Origin of the sequence: Bacillus sp. ISL-4 (assembly GCF_018613275.1) — a bacterium.
Lineage (GTDB): Bacteria > Bacillota > Bacilli > Bacillales > DSM-1321 > Peribacillus > Peribacillus simplex_E.
In genome coordinates this window covers 23162-47930 of the sequence record NZ_JAGGQN010000001.1, presented here as the reverse complement: position 1 = coordinate 47930, position 24769 = coordinate 23162, and the positions used below count along the sequence as shown (strand labels likewise).

Genomic DNA, 24769 nt, shown 5'->3' with positions numbered 1-24769 from the left:
GTGATTTCATAGCAATCTCTCCAACGCATAATAACATTCAAATACGGTTTAATAAGTATGCATTGTTAAATAAAGGTGCAAATGTAGCTGTAGTTCTAAAGCATTGGATCTAGATGTTGATGAAGTAGTAAACAATTTACGTTCCACTTATGAGGTAACATGAAGATATATTACCTAGTTTGGTTTGTAGATCGAATCTGTATATTTAATAAGGTGATTGGTCAAATTTTCATAGATGCTTGAGCCTCTCCTTTGTTACCACCCCTTTCCAAGATCAAAGGTATATATTAAAGGATAAGGAATATGGAAGCGCGATAACAATATCGGTTCTTTTTTTGAGAGAAGTAGGGGCAGTATTTTAACTTCCATAGCCTTATTACTGTGGAGAGTTTAGACACTTGCTTACATCACGGTAGACGGACACGATACAAATAGTTTATATTCCTTTTTGATGCTATGAATTTGTACTTGAATTCTTTTCACAAATGTATTAGGTATCTAATGAAATATTGCTTTTATTAGGTAACTTTTAAGTAAGTGGTTCAATTACCATATACTTGCTATATTTCGGGAATACCTAGTTGTAGAGCAGGTCTTTTGCTATAGTAGAAAGTAGCTATTCTGATTCATATACATATTTATTTAGATGCAATTCAAATGGAGGAAACAACATGGAGAAATTAACGTTACAACAACTGGAATCACATTTATGGGAATCAGCAAACATATTACGAGGAAGCATCTATTCCTCAGATTATAAAAATTACATATTTGGCTTACTGTTCCTAAAACGACTAAATGACGTATTTGTGGAAACAGCAAAACGTATTGAAGAGGAAGAACAAGATGATTATGGATGGTATGACCGTGACGAGCATCAGTTCTTCGTTCCAGAAGGTGCAAGATGGGAAGATATCCGTTCCAAAACACAAGACATTGGAGATGCAATCAATAAGGCTTTCGAAAAGCTAGAAGAAGAAAACGCATCGTTACAAGGAGTACTAGCAACTATCGACTTTAATGATAAGGAGAAGTTGCCTGACAACCTTCTACTACAATTGCTGCAGCACTTTGCCAAAATTGATTTAAGCAATGCAAGTCTGTCTGAGCCTGATATGCTTGGTCGTGCGTATGAGTACCTCATTAAGCAGTTTGCTGACGATGCAGGAAAAAAAGGCGGGGAGTTCTACACTCCAAGCAAAGTAGTAGAACTTATTGTGAAACTCATTAAGCCAGAAGAAGGGATGCGTGTATGCGACCCAACAGCGGGTTCTGGTGGCATGCTTATCCAATCAGTCGACTACATTAAAGAAAAAGGTGGAAACCCACGAAATCTGGTCCTACATGGGCAGGAAAGAAACCTCAATACATGGGCAATTTGTAAGATGAACCTTTTACTTCATGGACTGAGCGACCATCGTATTGAAAAGGGAGACACAATTCGTGAGCCAAAGCTTACAGAGGAAGGCGAACTAATCCTATATGACCGTGTGATTGCTAATCCGCCATTCAGCTTAAAGAACTGGGGACGTGAAGAAGCAGAAAGTGACGAATATGGTCGCTTCCGATTTGGATTACCACCAAAAACCGCAGGAGACTATGCGTTTATTCAGCATATGATTGCAACATTAAACCACGAAGGTAAAGCTGGGGTTGTTATGCCACATGGTGTTTTATTCCGTGGTGCAGCAGAAGGTACAATTCGTAAAGGGATTATTGAAGAGGACCTAATTGAAGCAGTGATTGGTTTACCTTCAAACTTATTCTATGGTACAGGTATCCCTGCATGTATCCTCATCTTAAACCGTAACAAGCAAGAAGAGCGTAAAAACAAAATTTTCTTCTTAGACGGCTCTCAGGATTATCAAGAAGGAAAAAACCAAAATACATTACGTGACCCAGATATTGAAAAAATTGTAGCAGCCTATGATAAATATGAAGAAGCAGAGAAGTATTGTCGTACTGTGAGTATAGAAGAAATTCGTGAAAATGACTATAATTTAAACATAGCTCGTTATATCGACACAACAGAAGAGGAAGAACATATTGATGTAGCATCTGCGTTAGCTGAACTTCGTAAGCTGGAGAAAGAACGTGAGGAAATTGAAATGGTTATGTATGGGTATTTAAAGGAGTTGGGATATGGTGATTGAACAGTGGGGAAATGTTAAATTAAAAGATATCTCAAAAATTGAATATGGAAAATCACCGAATAAAATTCGTGTTGAGTCCTCCGATTATCCTATATACGGTACATCTGGACAAGTTGGATACGCAAAGTCCCCCTTATTTAAAGCACCTCTTATTTTGATTGGACGTAAGGGAACTATTGACAAACCTTTTTATATTAATAAAGATTGTTGGATTATAGACACAGCGTATGGTTTATCAGTTGATAATAAATCTATAGACCTAAAATGGTTGTATTATTTCCTCTCGAATTTTGAATTGGCAAAATTGAACGAAGCAACGGGTGTACCTAGCTTAAACAGAGAAAATTTATATAACATCAAGATGCTGCTTCCAACTCAAAAAGAACAGCAAAAAATAGCAACTATTCTTTCTTCTGTAGACGACGATATAGAGAAAACAGAAGCTATCATTGAGCAAACAGAAAAAGTAAAAAAAGGATTAATGCAGCAGATTCTTACAATTGGGATTGGACATAAGGAATTTGTGAAAACACATGTTGGTTCAATTCCTGCATCATGGAAAGTGGTTCATTTATCAAATTGTTCCCAAATTAAGTCTGGCGTGACAAAGGGAAGAAAGCTTTCTGATAAAGAAACATTCCCAGTACCCTATTTAAGGGTTGCAAATGTTCAAGATGGTTATCTAGACTTGTCTGAAATAAAGTACATTGACGTGACACAAGAGGAACTGGAAAGGTATGCGTTGGAAGAAGGTGATATTCTTTTAACAGAGGGTGGAGATGCTGATAAATTAGGAAGAGGCTATATATGGCATAGTGAAATACCTAACTGCATTCATCAAAATCACGTATTTCGTGTTAGGGTAGATAGAACTATGATAATACCTGAATATCTGGCTTTCTTAGTAGGAAGTGAATATGGTAAATCATATTTCTTGAAATGTGCCAAACAGACAACTAACCTAGCATCAATAAACTCAACCCAACTAAAAGCTTTTCCTGTATTATTGCCTCCTCAAAATGAGCAAATAGAAATTGTTAAGAATCTTAATTCAGTTAATGCAAAAATTAAAAAGGAACAAGAAACTCTTGCAAATCTTCAAACACTAAAACAAGGTCTTATGCAATCCCTTCTCACAGGAAAAGTCCGTGTAAAAGTTGATGAAGCTGAGGTGGAACAAGTATGACCTCCTCTGCAAGTGGAATGAGAAACAGCTTGTGGGAATATGACCACTTTTAGGAGATGCCTTTATGAAGAATTATGGGGAAGAACTTGCGTATTGGTATTTACGTTTTAATGGTTTCTTTGTATTAGACAACTTTGTTTACCACCGAACTCAGCATAATCGAGATGGGGATGCTGATTTACTTGCTATACGTTTACCGTATGTAAAAGAGGTAGTAGGCGGTAGAACAGATGACTGGGACGAGAAGTTATTTAGTTATTTAGAAGAGTATGAAATTGCAGGAATACTTTGTGAAGTAAAAACTGGACCTAGGGCAAATCCCTCAAATGCTTTTGAGCAACACAAATTGCAGCATGCTCTTAATAGAGTAGGATTTTCTATGCTTGATATCGATGAAATGATGTCCGAACACGAAAATCATTTTATGTTGGAAAGTAACGGAAAGAAGTTTTTAAAACTTGTTGTGTCAGAATACGAAATTGAAAGAACAACAGCTTTCTTAACATTTTCTTTAGAATATGTTGAACACTTTATTTACAATAGGTTAGAGGCTTATAGGCGTCAAAAGTATAACGCTAGGCACTTTTTTCCATCATCTTTATTGCAATACATGATGTATAGAAAAGATAAAGAGTTATCGGAGAGGTGGCGATGAATAAACAAAACTGGAACGAAAAAGAACTTGTTGAAAATCGCTTGATTACACAGTTACAAGAACTAGGTTATGAACATCTTCATGGCTCTTTACTAGATTCAGAACGAGAATCAAGAAGTGAAATCGTACTAAAGGAACGTTTAAATAAAGCCATCTTACGATTAAACCCTTGGCTTTCTGATACAAACCTTGCGAAGGTTATACGCTCCATTACTCATATTGAATCGACAAGTCTAATGGAAGCAAACCAAAAGTTCCATGAGATGATAGTCAACATGATTTCTGTTCAACAAGACCTTGGGAAAGGGAAGAAGAACCAAACAGTAAAACTCATTGATTTTGAAAAACCTGAGAACAATGAGTTCCTGGTGGTAGACCAATTTACCATTAGCAATGCAAAAGCTAACATTCGCCCTGACCTTGTTATTCTCATAAATGGATTACCACTTGTAATTGTTGAATGCAAAAGTCCAATGCTGCCTCCAGATGAACAAATTGGTGAAGGAGTACGTCAGCTTACCCGCTATCAGATTTCTCATGAACAGCTATTTCATTACAACCAATTTATGATTGTCACGAGTAATGACCGTGCCAAAGCAGGAACGATTGGTGCAAAAGCACAGCATTATGGTGAGTGGAAAGACCCATATCCCAGAACAGTAGCAGAACTTGGAGTTTCTCCAACACCACAGGATATTTTAACAGCTGGAATGTTAACAAAGGAGAGTCTGCTAGATTTAATTCGCAATTTTATTGTTTATGAGCCAGTAGAAGGGCGAACGATTAAAAAGCTTGCTCGCTACCAGCAGTTCCGTGCTGTAAACAAGGCGATGAACCGTATATTACATGCAAAAGATAAAACGCAGCGTGGTGGTGTCGTATGGCATACACAGGGAAGCGGTAAGTCTCTTACAATGGTGTATCTTGCGGTGAAGTTGCGACGTATTCAAGAATTGAAAAACCCCACAATCGTCGTTGTAACAGATCGTAAAGACTTGGATGACCAAATCACAAACACATTTCGTCGATGCGGTTTTCCGAATCCGCAACAAGCAGAATCAGTTGTAGAATTAAGACTGCTGCTCAAACAAGGTGCAGGTTCTACCATCATGACATTGGTTCAAAAATTCCAAGAGGATTCTGAGACTAATGAGTTCAAGAATCTATCAACTGCTGAGAACATCTTTGTAATGATTGATGAGTCTCATCGTTCCCAGTATGGTGGACTGGCGACGATAATGAAAAGTACCATGCCAAACGCTTGCTATTTAGCATTTACAGGTACGCCAATTGATAAGAAAGATAAGAGTACCAATCGTGCATTTGGACCATACATCGATAAATACACTATAGAACAAGCTGTAGAGGATGGAGCAACAGTACCTATTTTCTATGAAGCGAGAATGGTTGACCTTCATGTACAGGGAGATTCGTTAGATGAACTTTTTGAACGGCAATTTCGTGAGTATAAAGAGGAAGACCGTGAACGTATTAAAAAGAAGTATGTAACTGAAGAAGCAATAACCTCATCTCGAAAGCGGATTAAACGTATTGTGTTGGATATGATTGAACATTATGAAACTCATATCCAGCCAAATGGCTTTAAAGCACAAGTTGTAGCTATTAGTCGGGAAGCAGCAGTAATGTATAAAGAGATGTTGGATGAACTTAGTAACTACGAATCAAGGGTTATTATATCAGCAGGTCATAATGACAAGGAGCATCTTCAAAAGCATCACATATCAAAAGATGAAGAAAAAGAAGTCATTGCTAGATTTAAGAAGCCAATTTCAGAAGACCCGCTTTGTTTCATAATTGTGTGTGATAAGCTTTTGACAGGTTTTGATGCTCCAATAGAACAGGTAATGTATTTAGATAAGCCAATTAAAGAACATAATCTTCTACAAGCTATTGCTCGTACAAACCGTACTTATGACAAAAAGACATATGGTCTGATTGTGGATTACTTCGGTGTTTCCAGATTCCTAGAACAAGCATTTCATATCTTCAATACCGAAGATGTACAAGGAGCATTACAGAGCATTGATACTGAAATTCCAAGGTTACAGTCACGTCACCGTTCTGCGATGCGTTTTTTTGACTATATACCGAAAGAGAATCTAGAAGCGTGTTTACAAGTTCTAGAGCCAGAAGACGTGCGAAAAGAGTTTGATACAGCGTTCAAACGGCTCTCAGAAAGCATGGATATGGTCATGCCAAGTCCAAAGGCACATGGTTATATAGGCGACTTGAAGTTCTTGGGCAAGGTACGACAAGCGGCGAAGTCACGCTATCGTATTGATGGAATGGACATCAGTGACTGCGGGGAAAAGGTAAAGCAACTTATAGAGGAGCATCTTGCGGCAGTAGGCATTGATGTAGTACACGAACCAATAGATATTCTCTCCAATAAATTTAAAAGGCGAATAGAGGAAGAGAAGACGCCAGAAGGTAAAGCTGCGGAAATGGAACATGCTATTCGTCATGAAATAAGAGTCAAGCTTGAAGAAAATCCAGTGTACTATACATCCCTAAAAGAGCGGCTAGAAGAACTGCTTCAACGGCGCAAAGACCGCCAGATGGATATTGAGGAGATATTGGCAGAACTCAGCAGCATGGTAAATGACATGCGGAATACAGCAGAGAAGAGTCAAGAGCATGGCTTTACTCGTGAGCAATATCCGTTTTATCAGATGCTTGAGAAAGAAATGCCTCCGTATGAAGATGTAGAAGATTTAAAGGCATTAACACATCTCATCACGGACACTATTCAGCAGGAAGCAGTTGTGGAATGGACGAATAAAGATGATGTAAAGCGTGAGATACGAAAGAAAATAAAAAAGCAACTGCGTGTAAGCCCTTGTCCAAAAGATAAGTTAGAGAGTCTAACTCAGCAATTAATAGATTTAGCTGCTGTGCATTACAGGAAATGACTTAGGTTGTGCAGAAGTATGTTCATTAGGAAGTAGATACCATGTCTAAAAAGTAAGCCATCCCTCGTGGATGGCTTTATCTATTCAAATGTTAATGTAGGTCCATTTATCCGTAACCATTCCTTCCGTTGTTTATAATCAGGTAGGATAAAGCGAACGAAATTCCAGTAATCTTTGCTATGATTCATATATTTTAAGTGTGCTAATTCATGTACAAGTACATAGTCTATAATGGGCATCGGTGACATCAGAATTCGCCAGTTTAAATAGATGTTACCCTCAGGTGTACAAGTACCCCAACGCATTCTCTGCTCCTTTAGTTGTAATTCATTTGGTGCAACACCCATCTTAGCGCAATACAACTCTAAGCGAGACTGTATCTTCGCCTTACCATGTTCAAGATACCAGGCCTTAAATAGTTCATTCAATTGTTGTCTCTTTTCATAATCATCAATTCTATATGGTATCGTTGCGATAAATCTTCCTCTTATAAAAGCTAACGTAGCTTTCTGAAGTCTTTCTTCTCTATATACCTTCAAGCGGTAATTTCGTCCCAAATAGGTGAATTTTTCGCCACTCACGAACTCTTTTGATAAAGGTGTTTCCACTATCTCATTTACCTCTTTTAGCTTCTGAAGGATAGTAGGAGCTTTCTTATGTATGATTTCTGTAACTTGCTTATCAGTAATACCTATAGGGGCGATGAGCCGAATGCCTTCCATCCATTCAACAATAATAGATACGTCTTTTTTATCGTCCGCATATTCGATGTCATACTCAATAGTTGTAGTTCCATATTGGAAAGTAGGCATGATATATCTCCTTCCATTGTATATCACCATTTTAAGGATAGAAGTGTGTCGTTGCAACTGGTAATGTTAGTTCAGCTAGGCGCTGTGTAGTATATTATGTTATTTCAGAGTGTAATTTAATGAGAGGTCAGGAAAGAAGATGTGATTATATCATATAGGCTTTGAAGGAGGGGGGAGGTTTTCCACATTTCATACCTGTTCCTTTGGATCAAATCGTATTAGTACCTCAATCCACACGTATATGCTTCATTGAAAATCCTCGATACGAGGCGGATATACAGTGTTTTTCACCTAACAAAAACAACTTGTCCCTTAGTATTTATTAGAGGAATCTCGAAGAATATGATTGCTCAAGACTATGCTTAAGGTATCAGGGTTACTTAAAGAAAATTTCGGTAATTGAATGTTATAAATTACCTATGAAAAGTTCCTTGGTAGGCATTTGTGGAGACTTCATAAGGTTTTTATGGGGAAATCCATGAAAAACAGCAATTCTGGGTTTGGTATAATGAAAGTATGAGTATGAAATGCAAAAAGGGTTGCTATCCCAAGTTAATGAATACTTTGGTAGCTTTGGAAACAGATATGGGAATCAGCTTTAATAAAGGGCATTCGCTTCGCTCACTGCTACGCCTCCCTTAAGGTCGTTGTTTGGGACGCTCCCTTCGGTCACTTCGCCACCTAAAGGTGACGACCTATCATGCTCATACCTATAAATGAGTATTCAATCCCATTTAACACAAGTAATAACATGAGTTTTTAAGGTTATTAAAAGCGTGCATCTTTTGACATAATATAAATCTAGATAGTATTAATATATTACGACAAAACTTGCACACTATATTAAGGGGTCTACTTATTTGTAAAAACCTAACTAATTTATGTAAGGAGGGAGTAAAAATGGCTGTCAAAGGCAGTCCTCTAATTGAAAGCAGGAACATATAGTGACATTAACAACAGAAGAATTTGTAATGAAATTTGGATCGAAGACGCAAAAGGCTAAGTTCAAAAAGGACGGTAAACTAGGATCAAGAACTAGAGAATCTATTTTTAAAACAGCTGAGCAGGAATATGTAGTAGAAATCGTTAAGCAAGGTAGGAGTAACATATACGTATGTACTAAGCTTGATGAAAAGGTTATGAGGAAAGACGGTCGTGTAAGAAGCGGTAGAAAACAAGTTGAACATAGAATCCCAATGGACATAATTGTAGCAACTCACTTAGAATACGATATGACAAAACAAGCCAGTATGAGTTTAGGAAAATGGGCAGTTGAATTCGGACTAATTACAGAACTTGAATCTGACTTATTACATTCTAGACGCAGCAGTACTCTACGTCAAAAGCATATTGATTTGACTATTGAGAATGGTCTTCTTGAAGAAGACCAAACGAAGCTATTAGATGAGTTTACACTTCACTGCCTTGATATATATGGGCAATTGGTTAAGACCTTAGAGCATATGAAAAAATGTGGTATCATCTTTTTCTATGAGAACTGGATTGGGTATAGTAAAGAAGGAAAGATCAGTATAAATCCCGAGATAATGAAGAAAATTCAAAATATTAGACGGGATCTGATGAAGAAGCATGATGTTGTTGAATTCAATCTAACTGCACATCGTAATGCTAAAAAGGTTAAAAACTTTAAGCTCGAATGGAAACAAGCATTAGCAGAAGTAAAAGATGAGTTTGGCAATGTCCTAAGCATTAAGTATTACTGGAAAGAATACGCTGTGATATTGAAAGGTACAAGTAAAGCAGTGCAGCGATATCTTGAAACGTATTGTGCCGAAGCATTAGAAGCCTATGTGAATAATAAAGACCTATTCATAAATCATAATGAAGCTAACTATGTGCTTAAACGTAAAGCCAATTTCATGAAGAAGGCAGAGAAACGCCACAAACAGAAGCTAAAGGAATACAAGGAAATGAAGGTTGGGTTTGCCACAGCAGAAGATGAAGAAATAATTAGATACTTTTACACACAGCAAGAACTTGAGGATATCCTTACAGGATATGACCTCGGTGTTAAGAGGTTGCACTTGAAGAATCTGTATGTGGAGTGGATGGAGCAGCTATTCGATTTGTATAAGTTAAAAGTCTAAAGCAATTAAAACACTTTGAAGGAGTCTCTTATTTGAGGCTCTCTTTTTTATATATTGGATCAGACGATTGAACAAGGGGTCAGAACTTATACCATTGACTTTACAAACTAATAAAACCCGTCTTTTATATAGTCTGCTACAACAAAATGTATTACCTTTTTCATAGAAGCTCGTCCCCTATTACTTCAATACTTTCGCATCGGGAGGAAGCGAACCAATCGCTTGCTCTCCCCACCGCCTGTCTGAGGGGGCATTATCTCTCTCTTATTTGTATTCGTCTCTCTTTATGGCGTTAGTCTCTCTTATTACAGTACCAAATAGTGTCTCATTTCAGACACTCTCAAGAAGGATTAATGCCTTTTTTGTTGAAATTACTTATTGAGCTAACGAGGCAGGGTAGGTAAAGAAGAAGTAGTAAAATAGAGTTGATAATAAACTGAAATTCCTCAATCAACACTGTTTATAAATGGTACAATTTACAAAAAAGAGGTGTGTAGTATGAGGAAATTATTATGGAGTTTCAGTTTGCTTGTTATCATTGTGGCGTTATGGGGATGTTCAAGTTCCTCTAAAACTTCGGGTTCAACTGTGGCAAAAGACGTTGGCTATCAATTAGTAGAGTACGGTGGATTAAGTGATAGACGAGCTGTATTGGATAAAGATAATGTCAAAAAGATTGAAGACATTATAGCAGATGTCAAATGGGATAAAACAGCATCAGTTGATAAAGGTAGCAAAGAAGATGCTGTATTTTGGTTTATAGACCAAGATAACAAGGAAGGGCAGAAATATAAGGTGTGGTTCAACGAAACTGGCTCGGCAGACGTGCAGGATGAAAAGCAGGTATGGGGCGTTTTGGAAGGGAAAGACGGTGAAACATTATCCTCTATTTTCAAACTTAATGAACAGAGATAAAGAATAGAGAAATATTGAGCTAACGGGTGCTTTAGTCAACAGTACAATGAATTTAAAGCTTGAGGATAGTATACATCCGCAAGCTTTTTCTGTACTAACTGCTACATGATAGGCTTTTCCATATTTAGAATTGTATGTTACCAAATGCTTGAATAACCTTATCCATTTGGATAGCTAAAAAAGTACTGTCGTCTACAACTGTTCTTAGTTTGTTTAAAGACTCCCTTGCTCTACGGTAATGAAAGAGCGAGTCTACGTTCTCTTCGCACCAATATGTTGTAGTTCAGAAGGAATAGTTATTGCTTCCCTAGATTGTCCTTTCGTGCAAACTTCTATTTATTCGTTCTTTCATAGAATTAAAAATAACATCATGGTGATATTGGATACACTTCTCAGATAGCGGATGCTTTACCATAACCAATTTTGCTTGGTGGAGGGGGTTATTCCCATCCACATGTAAGATAGTCTCTCTGTCCTGTGGGTTTATCGTAATAATTCCCATGTCCATCAACGTGTGATGGTTCGGACAAAGTACAATCATATTTACCTCTCTATCCACTCCCTTATGTTTAGACAGAGGTTGAATATGATTCACCTCGGAATAACCGATGCCATTTATGTCCACTAGTGCTTCTCCGCAGATCTGGCAACAATTCCTATAAAGAACCTTTAACTCTCTTACTCTCTTCGTATCCCGCTTTCTTGTCAAAAACTCTATGATTAGAATATCTTCATCAGTTTCAGGGTCGTCATCCGATGAAGATTTGAGAAAAAAATCACTTTGTTCCTCGCTTTCCGTATGTTGGTCTTCATTGAAGTCACTCGGAGAGTCCGAGTCGAATGGATTGAACCCTATGGACTCTTTTTGTTCACGATACTTAATGTACTGGTAGAAGGACTCTCGAACAAACGTCCGCTCCCACCCAAAGGTACGAATGATTGATTCTAATGCCTTACCATCCGTTTGTAGAAGTTGATGAAGTATGGTATTGATATACAAGTGAGTGGGATATAAGTGTGGATCGATATCCACTTTAAAAGAGATGTACCTTAACATATAAGTCATAAGGGCAATGATGTTGGATGGCTTATCTACAAAGCCTTTCGAGTTTACACCCGCTATGTCAGGCTCAACTTCAAGATCTCTCCCATTCCAATACTTTTCAAAGAATAGTTGAGTGGTAGCTTCAGATGAAGTAGCAAGCTTCATTCGTAAGTCGTAGTATACCTTAATAAATTTCGCCAGTTCCCCTGTCAACACTATCCACGGAACGCTCTCGGTCTCATAAACATTCTTCACTCGAATAGTATCACCATCTACTTGAATGTCCCCAAGGGTCATGTCTATAATGTCCGCTGTATTGTATCCCGCTCCCAACCCCACTGCCATGCATGCCATAATGGTTCGGCTAGCGGTTTCGTTATGTAGATGGACGTAGAAATCCTCATTAAACAGTTGATAGAAGTCAAATCCCTTCGGAAGGTAGTTGGCTTTTGGTTTCCTACTGTTTCCTTCTAAGTTCATGTCCTTTGGTACTTCGAGTGGAAACACCTTTCTTTCGCTTATCGGCAAATTTAAGACTTTTCCTTGTACAAATGTATAGAACTTTTTCAAAGTAAAATAATATCCACTTAGATTTCTATCCAGTGTTTCAAAAAAACCTACAAGATTACTTTCACTTATGGCTTCCTGTGCATCTGTATTCCCTCCAACTAAGTCTATAAATCGGTTGATTTTAGGTCTATCTTGTCCCCATGTCCTGTTCTTTTCATCGGTGTTTTCTCTAAACAATTCAACTGCTTCTTGTATCTCCAACTCCCTCTCACTCTCCTATGTGTGACTCTTTTCTATTTTAAGTATTGCCTCCCCCTTTAAAACGTATAGTCTATTGTCCATATTGGCTTATTATTCCTCTCAGAACTCTGAAACATATTGGTTTTATTATCAAAGTAACATGTGATGGTGATACAGAACGATCCCTTGCTCTACCCACTGCCTGCATGGAGGCATTATTTCTATCTTATCTTATTAGCTATTCGTCTCTCTTATTACAATACCACCAAGTGTCTTATTTCAGACACTCTGTTCCACGGTTAGATGACCTTGATAAAAGCAAATTTTTTTTTAAAAAAGAAAAGGCAAGTTTAAACTGCCATTCCCTTTTTTAGCCTTCTAAAAGCTTGATTAATCCCTTAACCCTCTCAAACAACTCATCATAAGTAATTACGGTTACATTTTTCAGCTCTTTTCTGTACAACTCAAAAGAATGTCTAAGGGCAGTATCAGTTAATGTATCAAATCTGCCTGCTATAACAACACAACAAGGGTTTATAATGTCAAAATCAGTTTTGATTCCCTGTCTATAATTGTTATAGTCTATATTCTGATATTCCCTTTGTAGGCTTGTCTTATAAGTCAATACTTGTGTAACTGCTCCCATCAAGTCCTTATGTACAGAATATACTCCTGTTCTGTACTCAGTGGGAGTAATTAGAGGAGTTGAAGGAGTCTTAATCTCAATCAGTACAGCATCTTTTGAGAAGGGATTCGCATATAAGAAATCAACTAGTTTGCCGCTATCATTGTTTATAGTCTTTCCACCTACATAAGCCTCATCATTAATCAAAACAGTTGGATTAGAGAAAATCTGACTCAGAATCCAAGTATTTTCTTTCAGGATACTTTGCCAAAACTTTTCAGAGGTATTATGTTTGTTGCCTTCCCAAATAGACAATACTTTTTTAAGGTTAGCTATCCCAACAAGAGTATTAAGTTGGTCTAAATCTTTCTCTTGTAGATGTTTAAGCCTGTCAATTATTTTATCTGGGTTATCATTTGTAACAATCCATTCCAATGTTTTCTCTAGTGCATCACTCTTGTCATCCTCTAGGAGTTGAGTAAACAGATCAGTGTTACTCTCAAACATTTCAATCAGCCTTTCAATATCAGGACTGCTCTTGAAAAGCTGAAAGCCTCCATACATTACCCCATACTTTTCATGTACTGCATAGTGTTTTTGAATTTCTCTTGTTAGAGTCAGCATAGCCTCAGAATTTAGCTCTAACTTAATCCATTCCTCAGCTTTTAACTTACTTAGATCTAACTCCTTATAATCTTCCCAAGAGGCATTTTTTCGTTTCTTTTGAAAAATGAAGCATCCTCTAACAGACGCCTCAGGATTTTTACTATTGTTCACTATTTCGGGTCTGAAGATAAGTCTAGTAGTAGTTGTCTTTTTCAATTCAATGTCATCACAAACAGCTGAGTCTCTTGATGTTGTCCATACATTAATTTTGTCATTCATATTAAGTGAACACTCCTCAATTACTGCATTTTGATAGATTTGGAAATCTCTACTAACAGTATACTGTATTTCAATGAAACGGAATACTATTACAAAAAAGGTATATTAACTTACTATTTTCTGAGGGAGGGTTGAATCAAGAAAGATTAATTCCTTTTGTTGATGAAATTACTTATTGAGCTAACGAGGTAGGTTAGTAGAGTAAATGTAAAATAAATGTGTCAACACCATCCAAATTATGTTACGGTTAAATATGACATCTTAGGTATATTTAACCGATTATTCTAAGCGAATGTTGATTTTATGAAATGAAAGCTTCGTGAAATCTGTGCTTAACGAAATTTCATTTCTGAAGAGGTATTAACTAGTAAGTAATATGATAACAATAGGGGGTTTTTCATGAATAGAATAATAAATGAACAAATGAAGAGATGGCCACGCAATTTGAGTACATCACAGGGAGGAGGGTTATCTACTTCCCAATATGGAGGGTTATCTACTTCTCAATACGGAGGCATGTCTACCTCCCAATACGGAGGCATGTCTACCTCCCAATACGGAGGCATGTCTACCTCCCAATATGGAGGGCTTTCTACCGCTCAATACGGAGGTCTGTCCACTGCTCAATACGGAGGTCTGTCCACTGCTCAATATGGAGGTCTTTCTACCGCTCAATACGGAGGCTTATCAACATCCGTAGGAGGAGGTATGTCAACTTCTTCAACTAATGTATACAAGAGTAATATTCCACCTTGGCCTGTATTTGTAAGAGAACTTGAGCAAAGAGGATATAATAATCAAGCTAATTTAATTCGTAGACATTTACCTGAGTTCCTATGGCCAGAAAACTTCTTCAAATAATTCCATCACAATTAAAAGAAAATTCAACTTTTCTTTGGATTGATTATGACAGTGATTAAATCGTTATTGTCCCGAGATTATACCTTAGTTTGAAGAATTCTTTGAAACTAAGCGACTAGAATTTGAGAATCTAACAAGAAGGTAAGCAACGATCGTGGCTTACCTTTTGTGTTTACTCCAGATTATTGAATTGCGAGGGATGGTACTTAAACTCAGGTTAATTAAGAGCAAAATAAACAATCCAGCAGTTTCAACCATAACTTCCAAGTCTTTATTTATTCAGTTTTACCTATTGTTTTGATATCAGTTGAGACACCTTGTCAGCAATTAATTGCATTATTTGAGGGTTATTCGTAATTGTATCGCTAATATTCTGTTGCTGGGTTTGTGGTGCATTGGCAGTTGGAAGCTCGACTCCAAAGTATTTATCAACGAGTTCTTGCTTAACCTTCTTTTGTTCTGGTTCTTCTAAGTCTTTTAGATATGGGTCAAGTGAAGCAAGTTCTAACTCTATCCTTCTGTTTCGTCTTTCTTCATTTCTATGGTTAGTAGCTTGTTTTGCAGAATAAGTAAACAGTGTAATTCCGACACCAGTTAAAACCATTCTACTGATTAAAGCAGTCCACGACATTTCTCCTTCATGTTGAATGATAAATTCATAGCCAAACCACAAGATACCCAGTAACGAGAAAATTGAAATAGCGTTCCAGCTAAATGCTTTCCAGCCTTCTTTATTTGCGATTTTTTGATACCCTTGAGCAAGACCTTTCATACTCATTATTCCAAGTAATTTTTCAGCCTTTTTGTTCATTTCATTCATTTGGTCAAGTTCAATTTGTGCTTTTCCCTTAAAATCTAAAGTCAAGGAGTCAAAGGTATCCTGCTGGGTCTTTGTTTGTTGGCTATATTTATACTCAAAAGATTCTATAATTCCTTCTATCCCTTGATTCGCTTCTTTAATTAGGGTACTAAATTCTTCATTCCTTTGGTTTTGAGTTTGTAAAAATTGACTTTGAAATTCACTAACAATGGAGTCGATTCTGTTTTTTTGACTCTCAATGGAAGAAGTTAGGTCATTCAATTTTTCAGTATTTTTATTCAAAGCTGTCGAGGTCTCTGTCAAATCTCTTTCAACATGTCCTAAATGCTGACCAACAGACTGCCTAAATTTAATTGTAGATTGTCTGACACTTTCAATATCCTCCGGTGTTTTTGATATAACTAATTGAGATAAATTTACAAGTATAGTCTCAATGTTATTTAAACTGTTAATCAATCGTTGTTCGTTATTATCATTTTTGAAATATTTTAATTCAGCCAAGACTTGTGAAATTGGACTGTTAATATTGTTCATGGTATGTTCCGAGACTAACCACGGGTCTACTTTATCCAAAGTGTCTTTTAGAAAATCAAAGGTTATTCTTATCCGTTCTAGCATTTCAAGTCCTTTGCTTGAAATATTAGTGGAGTCAATGTTTTGTAAAATTTCAAGGACACTTTCTGTATTTGTGTAGGAAACATGACCAGTCGTTCGTTCTTTTAATGCTATTTGCACAACTTTATTCCTCCCCTGCCAATAATCCATATAGTAGAAATTATACAACAAGATTCGCTATTAATGTGGAAATTCGTGACAATATACCTGTTATATCCCTTCGCTTTTCTCTTTTACACATTAAAACTGAATCCATTAAGCAGAAGATATATACTACTTAGGATTGAATCTGAGGTATTATCTAAGCCTGCTGTGGTGTCCATGATAGTGTGTTGGTTTGATACAGAAACGAAACCACGATCCTCCACACACAAGCATGCAGTATTTTCCGACACGACTCAAATAATGAACACGATATAGTATGGTGAAGTGTTACAACAATCAGAAATACACTGATGCTGTTCGATAAGAATAATCGACAGCAGGGTGTAACCTATTGATGGGTATTTAAGGAAAGATATCGTTGCTTTTATAATGTTGTTTCCGAAAAGTATTTACGTTTCAAAAGGTACAAAAAAGCCACCTATGATACAGGTGGCTTTTTTGTTTATAAAATACTTTTTAATTTGCCTCTGAATTTAGTAGTAAATACGTCTTCAGCAATGGCTGAGATGAATAGTTGAAATAAATCATCTTCAGTTAAATCCAATGGGCGGAGAATCAAACGTTCATTATCGTTTTTATTGTACTTATAGTATGCGAACCGTATTTCATCTTCTTGTGTTGCTTTTACATGTATACGTTCAATTGTACTAACATGGTCTTTTTTTTGAAGTCTTCCTTGATTCAGTAAGTTACAGTAATCAGTTTGTTTTAACACTTTCTTTTCTGCCGCATTAGGTTCTTCTAAGTTATCTAATACTTTCATTTCCAATAGGAACTTTGCAATTGCGACATTAATTAATGAGTTCTTAGGTACATTAATTTGTTCACCTAGGATATCAAGACCATCAACTAGAGATTGGTTTAAATACATATTGAATCGTTGAGTTTTTTCTTCGTTATTCATTTCAACATCCCCCTTTTATGAATCTATTTAACACTATGTGTTAAATTAACACTTTATGCAATTTTAACACCAAAAACGTATTCTGTAAATATTTAACATTAAAATAAATCAGTCTCAAAAGGTACACTTTCTGCAACGCACTTTGTGAAACGGTTGAATAAGGGTTCGTATAGTTTCATATGGTATAAATCTCAATTATGAAACGTATCAAAATAAACATTTACCTTTTGATACAAATTAGATAAGATAAGAGTATCAAATAACAAAGGCGGAATTAACCATGGACAACAAAGAATTCGGATATGTACGAGTAAGCAGTAAAGACCAAAATGAAGTACGACAACTGGATAGTATGTATGCTGTTGGAATTGTTGAGCGTGATATTCATATCGATAAACAAAGCGGTAAAGACTTCAATAGACCTCAATACCAAGCCTTAAAAATGCGTTTGCGTAAAGGAGATACATTATACATTCATTCTTTAGATAGGCTAGGACGTAACAAAGAGATGATTCTTAACGAGTGGAAAGATATCACTCAGAACATCAAAGCACATATTGTCGTAATTGATATGCCATTATTGGATACACGCAAATATAATGATTCGATCGGTTCTTTTGTATCTGACTTGGTTTTACAAGTATTATCATGGGTTGCGGAAGAAGAGAGAACTAAGATTAAGACTCGTCAAGCTGAAGGGATAGCTTCAGCAAAGGCACAAGGTAAACACCTCGGAAGACCTAAGACATCTATTACATCCGAATTTGAAGAGGCTTATAAGCAATGGAAAGCAGGAGATATCACTGCAGTTGAAGCAATGAAGAAATCAAATATGACTAAGGCTACATTCTATCGTAAGGTTAAGGAATATGAAGCAAGCTAAGGAGACTCCATCATGGTATCTCTTTCTTTATGTTCATGATATGGAGGGGGGGGTATATTTCAACAGATTCACTGGGGTCATGGTTGGGATAAACCCGTAGTCGGTTCATCCACACCATGAATATTATCATTTGTATATTGTTGTCTTCTTTTCAATAACGTGTAACTTTTGTTCAGAATGAAAATATTTCCGCTACTTATATGATGAGTAATCTTTTACACTAATAAGGTACAGTTTATTTAAGGGGGAAATTATATTGAAAAAAGGAAAGTGGTCATTAATTGTTGTTGGAATTGCATTCATCGGTTCACTTTTATTAGTAGAAAATGGACAAGCTGAAAGTGAAAAAAGTATACCAGAACAAATCGCTGAATTGAAGACTTTGATTTCCAACCAACAAAAAGAAATTGCAAGTGTAAAAGATACTGTTTCCCAATTGGGAACTGATAATACAGATTCAACAAGAGCCAAAGGTGTACTTACTATTTCAGTCAATGACGTTACCTCAGGACTTAATGATGGTGTAACCAATATTCCCACGAAATATACTCCAATTGCTGGTGGCAAGGTAACAGTTATGGATAGTCAGGGGAAAAAGTGGACAGGAACAGTAAATACCCAAGGAACTTGTTCATTTACACTACCTGAAGGCATCTATTCTGTAAGACTTGAGGATTCTACGAATTACTTTAGTGATGATTGGCAATTAACAACAGTGTCTACCGAGAAACCTATAACGATTAATTTTGAACATTCGGATGTATAGTAACGAGTGGGAATTACCCATTCGTTTTTTATTTGGATTGGGGCAGACTTTAGGAAATTAATTAGTGGTTACTGCTTGTTTGAATGTAATTCTTTGGGTATAAGTTAGTTAACGACATTAATAATCTAGTAGGCTTGCAATTAACAACCATGATTGCAATTCATAACCTTCAAAAATACTTATAAACCTTGATATATCAACATTCTTAAGCAATCGATGATGGGTGGAGGCTTCACCATGGATAATCCGAATGCTATTTGTACTTGTGGCTGCGTTTCTTCCTTTAAAACAGCGGAGAATGTAGGTGTTCCAAATGCTTTGGATCGGGCATTTAACCTAAATATGGTTAGATGCTTTTTTTGTGGAGTAAAGTAGATGACGACAATTAATGAAATATCGATTCTATTCACTATTGAAATAAGCTCTAACCAAAACAGTCGTGAGAATAGTGACTGTTTTTTGCTTAAATAATTTCTTTAATAGCCTTTCAAAAACACTTTATTTGGTTATATGATTTTGTTGGAAAAGATAGTACCCCTCTAGATTCCCTGATTTTTTGTATGTATATAGTATAATGGACATATACAATCTTTCAGAAAATGGATGAATAGAAACTTTTCATTTTTTCGAGGGAATGAGATGTACTTGCTAACTTGGGAGAGACAGCGGAGAAAAATGTATATCATGACCTTCATACAACATTAATGAAGCTGCGATTGTACCGAATAACCGTTTCGTAGCTAAGGTAGATATAAGTTATTACATCGAGAATTTGGTGATCTAATTGATACATTCATAAATACAATCAATGATAACCTTTATGTCAACTAAGCAATAGGAGGAAAACAGGAGTGTATAGATTAGATGCAGTCAACAATAGATTAGAAGAAATCCAAGAAACTACTTTCTCCGAAAATGATTTGAAAGAGCGGCAACACATCGAAGAGTGGATACGTAAAAGCCCAGATGTATTAGGCGAAGACTTACTGATTATTGCCCATGAATACGATAAATTTGAAGTGAATGAACGGCTAGACCTTCTAGCGATCGATAAAGAAGGTAATGTAGTGATCATTGAAGTGAAAAGAGACGCAACGGGTAGCAATGTCGACTTCCAAGCTCTGAAATATGCTTCATATTGTGCAAGACTAAGTCCACATGATATTCTGGAGACTTACGAAGAATATGTAAAAGTGAATTCTGCAGTAACTAATGCTAAGGATGAACTGATGGAATTTTTAGAAGTGGAGATCGAAGAGGAATTAAACAATATCCTTAACAACAGCCAACGGATTATCATAGTTGGAAAAGATATTGATAAGAGAATTCTTTCCGTTTGCACATGGTTGTATGAGAATAGCATTGATATAAAATGTGTAACGATTAAACCTTATAAGTTGGAATAAGTTGGAGGATCAGATCATCTTAGACACAAATCAAATTATTCCACCATATAAGCTTGAGGACTATTATATTAATAAGAAGACTACAGCTAAAGAACGAAAAATTAGCATAGATCAAGATGTATCAACCTTTTTGCAGGAAATTTCAAACTTCGTAAATACGAAAACGGAATATACGGCTCGCTATGGTGGCAAAAGAGATTACTTTGTCGGACATCAGTTTTTGAACATTCCGTGGAAGTTTGTTTTTGTTTATAAGAAAGACCGAACAGCCTCCGTATTTATTGAGTCTTATAAAAAAGAGGGAACAGACTTAATTCGATCCATTGCTTCTAATCACCTTGAAGAATTAAGAGTGTTATTAGGATGCGAAGTGGAATTAATTAGAGGCTCAAGAAACACAGATCTTTATAAGTTAGTTGTTAAGTTAAACTTCTTTGAGCATCAGTCCTTTGATGAATGTGTCAGTCAGTATACAAACACTTTTGTGAAGTATCAACAGTTCTTAAAAGCCAAAGTTCGTCATTCTTGATAAATGGTAGTTGATGAAATTTAACTGTTTATTTGATGGCTCAAATGTTAAGTCATCACGAGAGACACGTCTCCACCTTTTTTGTCCCGAGCAGTGGATTTGTTAAGATAACATCGAAGTTAGAACTTCTTGAACCATCTATTTTGTCTAAAGCTTTCCAAGGAGAACTTGGAACAAATGACCCGAGTGAAGAAAGTGCGATTGAATTTTAAAAGAATTGCTACAAGAACAAGTTAAATAATTGTAAGAAGGCATCCATTTAAATAGTGGATGTTTTTTAATTGTATCAATAGAGAAAGTTGTTTCTAAAGTAGGAGTTCGAGTGTCATTGTATTGGATTAATACTTGAATGATGTATTATACTAGCCAGGCTAACAATGATGTCATTGAGCCTATATAGGTGTTTCATAGGAATGCTTGCCAAATGGTTTGAGTATTTGTTAGTTGTAATTCTAACCCACCTCAAAATATAATATTACTAGTATTGCAATGAGTATTATACTAAGTTATAATAAAAATCACGATTACGGTCTAAGTTCGAAAAGTGACCGTTATACTGAACTGAAGAAAAACAGCGATACGTCTCAGTAGCTCAGCTGGATAGAGCAACGCCCTTCTAAGGCGTCGGTCGGGAGTTCGAATATCTCCTGGGACATCGCTTTGTGAAAAGGGTTGATATATTAGGGTTCTCTGGTTAGAAATAATCAAGAGTGTCCGAACTATATCAACCTTTTTTGTGTTGTTTGTAGGTTTTGCCGTCGGCAGGAATCCATTATCACAGAAGACGATTTTGGCGATCCGTGAAGAATTGTATTGGAAGTTGTTATTTTAATAGAATATTTAATGTAAAATAGAATATATCAAAACAGCTACGTTTTTTAGGGGGAACAATTTGAATAATTTTATCGTTATGCAAGGTCACACATATCAGGAAGAAAAAGATCTAGGGATTATTTGGTCGCCACAACAGGATAAGGGAGGAAATGTACCGCACTCTTGGCAACGTATGAAAGAGGTACAAAAAGGCGATCGAATCTTTCATTATGTAAAAGGTTTAATTGTTGCAATTAGCGTTGCAAATGATAATTATAAAAATGCTCCTAAACCTTCTATTATGCAAAATCATAGCAAATGGAACGATGAAGGCTATTTAGTGAAATTAGAATACCATGAGCTAGATGTACCTTTAAATGTTAGGGCTGGGTTAAATGAAATTCTCCCACTACTCCCAATTAAGTATTCGGCATTTCAAAAAAATGGTGATGGCAATCAAGGCTATTTATATCCTTGTAATGAGGAACTGGCTATTAAACTTCTAGATTTGATTAGTGATATAAATATATATCAAGTAGACCAGGAACAACTTGAGTTATCGATTGATAATGTGAGAAGAACAGAACGTAATTCATTAGTTCCAGTTATTGCAGAAACAGAATCAGAAGTAAAAACAAAAATTCGTTTAGGTCAACAGAAGTTTCGCAAGTGCCTTATGCCTTTGTGGGATTATAAATGCGCATTATGCAGTATTGACTTACCTGAGTTACTACGAGCGAGCCATTCGAAACCTTGGAAAGATAGCACAAATGAAGAACGTATAAATCCATATAATGGCGTACTTCTTTGTTGTAATCATGATGCCCTGTATGATAAAGGGTTAATTGCATTTGATGGACAAGGACGTTTGCACATTTCTTCAGTCATCTGTAATGAAGATTATTTGAAGTATGGATTATTACCAAGTGCTAAAATTCAGATTCATTCCGAAAATAGACTGTATTTTAAGTGGCATAAGAAGAATATTTTTGAAATAAAATAGTGTAATCTATTATCTGAATTTGTTTATTATAGTTTAAATTGAGGCTGTCCCCATAAGTGTTACTTTGGTACTGGGTTGCCCGTCATAGGTAAACAATAGAAAATTCGAAGTGTACTCGGGTGTTTCATTCTTATCATCTAATACATATCGGAATCGTATCTATAAGAATAGGTGAAATAGCTGCATAAAGACATCTGTAAATTAGTTAGGCTTCTTTTTAGGAATTCATTATAAACAAAATCAACAAAAAACCACTCTGCTTTTTTGCAAGCGGAGTGGCTAGAAGGGTAATTTCAATAAATGGAAACCTTAAAATACAAGCCATAAGACCTTAATTTTTTATTTTTTGTGGTCACAATCGTGGTCACATTTTTGGTCACAAACACTCTTGGAACGCTAATTTCGTGGTCACAAATATGGTCACAAAAATGCGTGAAATCATAGTTGTATCAACACTTTTAGCGTTCACAAACCCCTCAAAAACCCCTCAATTCTTCTAAACCTTCCTACTAATCTTCTCCACAATCTCCATCAAATCATCCGGCCTATGAAACTCAATCGGCGAAACACCTTTATCGAACTCTATTGTATCGGCTTCTATCATTAATACATACTTCCCGTTAATCTTACCTAAATGGATGCTGTCGCCGAAATCGGCTAACAGTCCTTTGATAGATGTACTCCCAAGCTTCATTCGCAGTTCGGCTTCAGGTGTATGCTCGACAATCTGGGCTGTGGCTTCTACGACCTGATGGGTTTCAAGACGTTCCTGGATTTCCCGCTTATCGCTTGTTTCCCAGATTTCCAGGTCCTGTTCGAATTTCTGCAGTTCGTCACTGTTTTCTTCGAATTGTGCGGATACATGTTCATGGACCATGTGGATGACCTGGTTTTTCATGATTTCCGGCATCGACTCGCCATACTCGACGAATTTCAAAAAGTCCTCGAAGTAGCGTGCATGTGAAGCCTGGTGGATTTTCAGTTCGCCTTCTTCGACCATTCCTTCTTCGGGCATGTATGGGTATTGAATGGATTTCATATTTTTAGTGGTAATTGCCATTTCAACGTGCCTAATCAAGGTCCGTTCATCCGAAATGGAAGCAACTTTCGGCTCGAAATCACATTTTAATAAGAATACGAATGGTTCATCAAGATATTTCGATAATTTAGCCGATGCGATTATGAAGACACCGCCACGGACGGCACTTGTATCAATATAGGACCGCGTGAATTGTTCATTTTCCTCTTGGAATTCTTCTTTCGTTTTGGCATATCGAACACGGTTAAATACATTGTAATTAGGGTTGGAATCAAGTGCATGGCCTTCTTCAACAATGAAAGAACCGATTTTCGTCGGTATTTGTTCAGTTTTTGGATGACGGTCCACTTTTCGCTTGGAAATCTTCATCAATTCCCCATCCAAAAAATCCTTTAGAGGGCTTTCCTCGTATTCTTGGGTATCAAGAGTTTGGAAATGTTTAAAACGCTTATCGGCCTGATCTCCTTTTCCATCAACTTGGATTAGATAAAAAGACAGATAGGTAATCGTAAAATCCATGAATGTCACCTTCTTCAATTATTAAGCATAATTCCCGTACTTTTTTTAAGACTTAATAAGTATAGTGATGTACTATGATTCCGTCAAACGATTGGTGCACGAATGATCAGAATAATATTGATGAATTATTTCATAATAATACATAGGGGAAAATAAATAATGATTCTCTATAGAATCAAATATATAAGAACTATTACAAGAATAATTTATAGGAATACATGAAATACTACAATATCTCACTTTTTCTATATTAAGATAATGATTTTAATCATTCATTGTTAATGATGGATAATACTGTTGAATAATAAAGCATACATTCCAAAGAAGATCTAAAAAACAGAATTTCACAATAATAAATCATTGACGAAGGAAAGGGTAA

At 36.3% G+C, this 24769-nt stretch carries 19 protein-coding genes, 1 tRNA gene and 1 pseudogene; 15 read left to right on the top strand and 6 right to left on the bottom strand.

Going from position 1 to position 24769, the window contains the following annotated elements:
• The first annotated feature begins 671 nt into the window (after positions 1-671).
• From J7J00_RS00205 to J7J00_RS00190, 4 genes are all read left to right on the top strand, one after another.
• Positions 672-2153, top strand: coding sequence for a type I restriction-modification system subunit M (locus J7J00_RS00205; protein WP_214786435.1), 1482 nt, complete (start codon positions 672-674; stop codon positions 2151-2153).
• A complete protein-coding gene (locus tag J7J00_RS00200) occupies positions 2143-3339 on the top strand; it encodes a restriction endonuclease subunit S (protein WP_214786433.1) in 1197 nt (398 codons plus the stop codon). Before J7J00_RS00205 ends, J7J00_RS00200 begins: the two co-directional genes overlap by 11 nt.
• Positions 3340-3403: 64 nt before the next feature.
• Positions 3404-3994 (top strand): hypothetical protein, encoded by a 591-nt coding sequence (locus J7J00_RS00195; protein ID WP_214786431.1) that lies wholly within the window; start codon positions 3404-3406, stop codon positions 3992-3994.
• The gene (locus J7J00_RS00190; protein WP_214786429.1) at positions 3991-6927 is read left to right on the top strand and encodes a type I restriction endonuclease subunit R; all 2937 of its coding nucleotides are present in this window, start codon (positions 3991-3993) and stop codon (positions 6925-6927) included. Before J7J00_RS00195 ends, J7J00_RS00190 begins: the two co-directional genes overlap by 4 nt.
• Positions 6928-7007: 80 nt before the next feature.
• On the opposite strand, the gene J7J00_RS00185 is transcribed toward J7J00_RS00190, so the two are convergent.
• On the bottom strand, positions 7008-7739 hold the full coding sequence (locus J7J00_RS00185) for a M48 family metallopeptidase (RefSeq protein ID WP_214786428.1): 732 nt from the start codon (positions 7737-7739) through the stop codon (positions 7008-7010).
• A gap of 971 nt (positions 7740-8710) precedes the next feature.
• Here J7J00_RS00185 and J7J00_RS00180 point away from each other — a divergent pair.
• Both J7J00_RS00180 and J7J00_RS00175 read left to right on the top strand, forming a co-directional pair.
• Positions 8711-9847, top strand: a complete 1137-nt coding sequence (locus J7J00_RS00180) for a hypothetical protein (RefSeq protein WP_214786426.1) — start codon at positions 8711-8713, stop codon at positions 9845-9847.
• Between the two features lie 498 nt (positions 9848-10345).
• The gene (locus J7J00_RS00175; protein WP_214786424.1) at positions 10346-10762 is read left to right on the top strand and encodes a hypothetical protein; all 417 of its coding nucleotides are present in this window, start codon (positions 10346-10348) and stop codon (positions 10760-10762) included.
• A 307-nt stretch (positions 10763-11069) separates the two neighbouring features.
• Here the strand turns inward: J7J00_RS00175 and J7J00_RS00170 are convergent, their stop codons facing one another.
• The gene (locus J7J00_RS00170; RefSeq protein ID WP_214786422.1) at positions 11070-12578 is read right to left on the bottom strand and encodes an HNH endonuclease; all 1509 of its coding nucleotides are present in this window, start codon (positions 12576-12578) and stop codon (positions 11070-11072) included.
• A gap of 349 nt (positions 12579-12927) precedes the next feature.
• Positions 12928-14067, bottom strand: a complete 1140-nt coding sequence (sduA, locus tag J7J00_RS00165) for a Shedu anti-phage system protein SduA (RefSeq protein WP_214786420.1) — start codon at positions 14065-14067, stop codon at positions 12928-12930.
• Between the two features lie 399 nt (positions 14068-14466).
• Here sduA and J7J00_RS00160 point away from each other — a divergent pair, with 399 nt between their 5' ends.
• Complete coding sequence (locus J7J00_RS00160; protein WP_214786418.1) at positions 14467-14928, top strand: hypothetical protein; 462 nt, start codon at positions 14467-14469, stop codon at positions 14926-14928.
• A 289-nt stretch (positions 14929-15217) separates the two neighbouring features.
• Here J7J00_RS00160 and J7J00_RS00155 read toward each other — a convergent pair whose 3' ends face one another.
• The gene (locus tag J7J00_RS00155) at positions 15218-16483 is read right to left on the bottom strand and encodes a hypothetical protein (protein ID WP_214786416.1); all 1266 of its coding nucleotides are present in this window, start codon (positions 16481-16483) and stop codon (positions 15218-15220) included.
• 487 nt (positions 16484-16970) lie between these two features.
• Positions 16971-17432 (bottom strand): hypothetical protein, encoded by a 462-nt coding sequence (locus J7J00_RS00150; protein ID WP_214786414.1) that lies wholly within the window; start codon positions 17430-17432, stop codon positions 16971-16973.
• 280 nt (positions 17433-17712) lie between these two features.
• Between J7J00_RS00150 and J7J00_RS00145 the strand changes: the two genes are divergently transcribed.
• The 8 genes and pseudogenes from J7J00_RS00145 (at position 17713) to J7J00_RS00110 (ending at position 22832) form a co-directional block, all read left to right on the top strand.
• Positions 17713-18315, top strand: coding sequence for a recombinase family protein (locus J7J00_RS00145; RefSeq protein WP_214786413.1), 603 nt, complete (start codon positions 17713-17715; stop codon positions 18313-18315).
• Positions 18316-18571: 256 nt separating this feature from the next.
• Positions 18572-19081 carry a hypothetical protein gene (locus J7J00_RS00140; RefSeq protein WP_214786411.1) on the top strand — a complete coding sequence of 170 codons (510 nt, stop codon included), beginning with the start codon at positions 18572-18574 and terminating at the stop codon, positions 19079-19081.
• A gap of 207 nt (positions 19082-19288) precedes the next feature.
• Positions 19289-19456, top strand: a pseudogene (locus J7J00_RS28770) (hypothetical protein); the annotation flags it as partial.
• A 476-nt stretch (positions 19457-19932) separates the two neighbouring features.
• The gene (locus tag J7J00_RS00130; protein ID WP_214786406.1) at positions 19933-20487 is read left to right on the top strand and encodes an endonuclease NucS domain-containing protein; all 555 of its coding nucleotides are present in this window, start codon (positions 19933-19935) and stop codon (positions 20485-20487) included.
• A 1-nt stretch (position 20488) separates the two neighbouring features.
• Positions 20489-21016 (top strand): hypothetical protein, encoded by a 528-nt coding sequence (locus J7J00_RS00125; RefSeq protein WP_214786396.1) that lies wholly within the window; start codon positions 20489-20491, stop codon positions 21014-21016.
• Between the two features lie 44 nt (positions 21017-21060).
• Positions 21061-21228: a hypothetical protein gene (locus tag J7J00_RS00120; protein ID WP_214786712.1), complete on the top strand. Its 168-nt coding sequence runs from the start codon at positions 21061-21063 to the stop codon at positions 21226-21228.
• A gap of 369 nt (positions 21229-21597) precedes the next feature.
• Positions 21598-21671: transfer RNA gene (locus J7J00_RS00115), tRNA-Arg, on the top strand.
• A 237-nt stretch (positions 21672-21908) separates the two neighbouring features.
• On the top strand, positions 21909-22832 hold the full coding sequence (locus tag J7J00_RS00110; protein WP_214786394.1) for an HNH endonuclease: 924 nt from the start codon (positions 21909-21911) through the stop codon (positions 22830-22832).
• A 496-nt stretch (positions 22833-23328) separates the two neighbouring features.
• Here the strand turns inward: J7J00_RS00110 and J7J00_RS00105 are convergent, their stop codons facing one another.
• A complete protein-coding gene (locus J7J00_RS00105; RefSeq protein WP_214786392.1) occupies positions 23329-24390 on the bottom strand; it encodes a DUF3900 domain-containing protein in 1062 nt (353 codons plus the stop codon).
• Positions 24391-24769 lie beyond the last annotated feature (379 nt).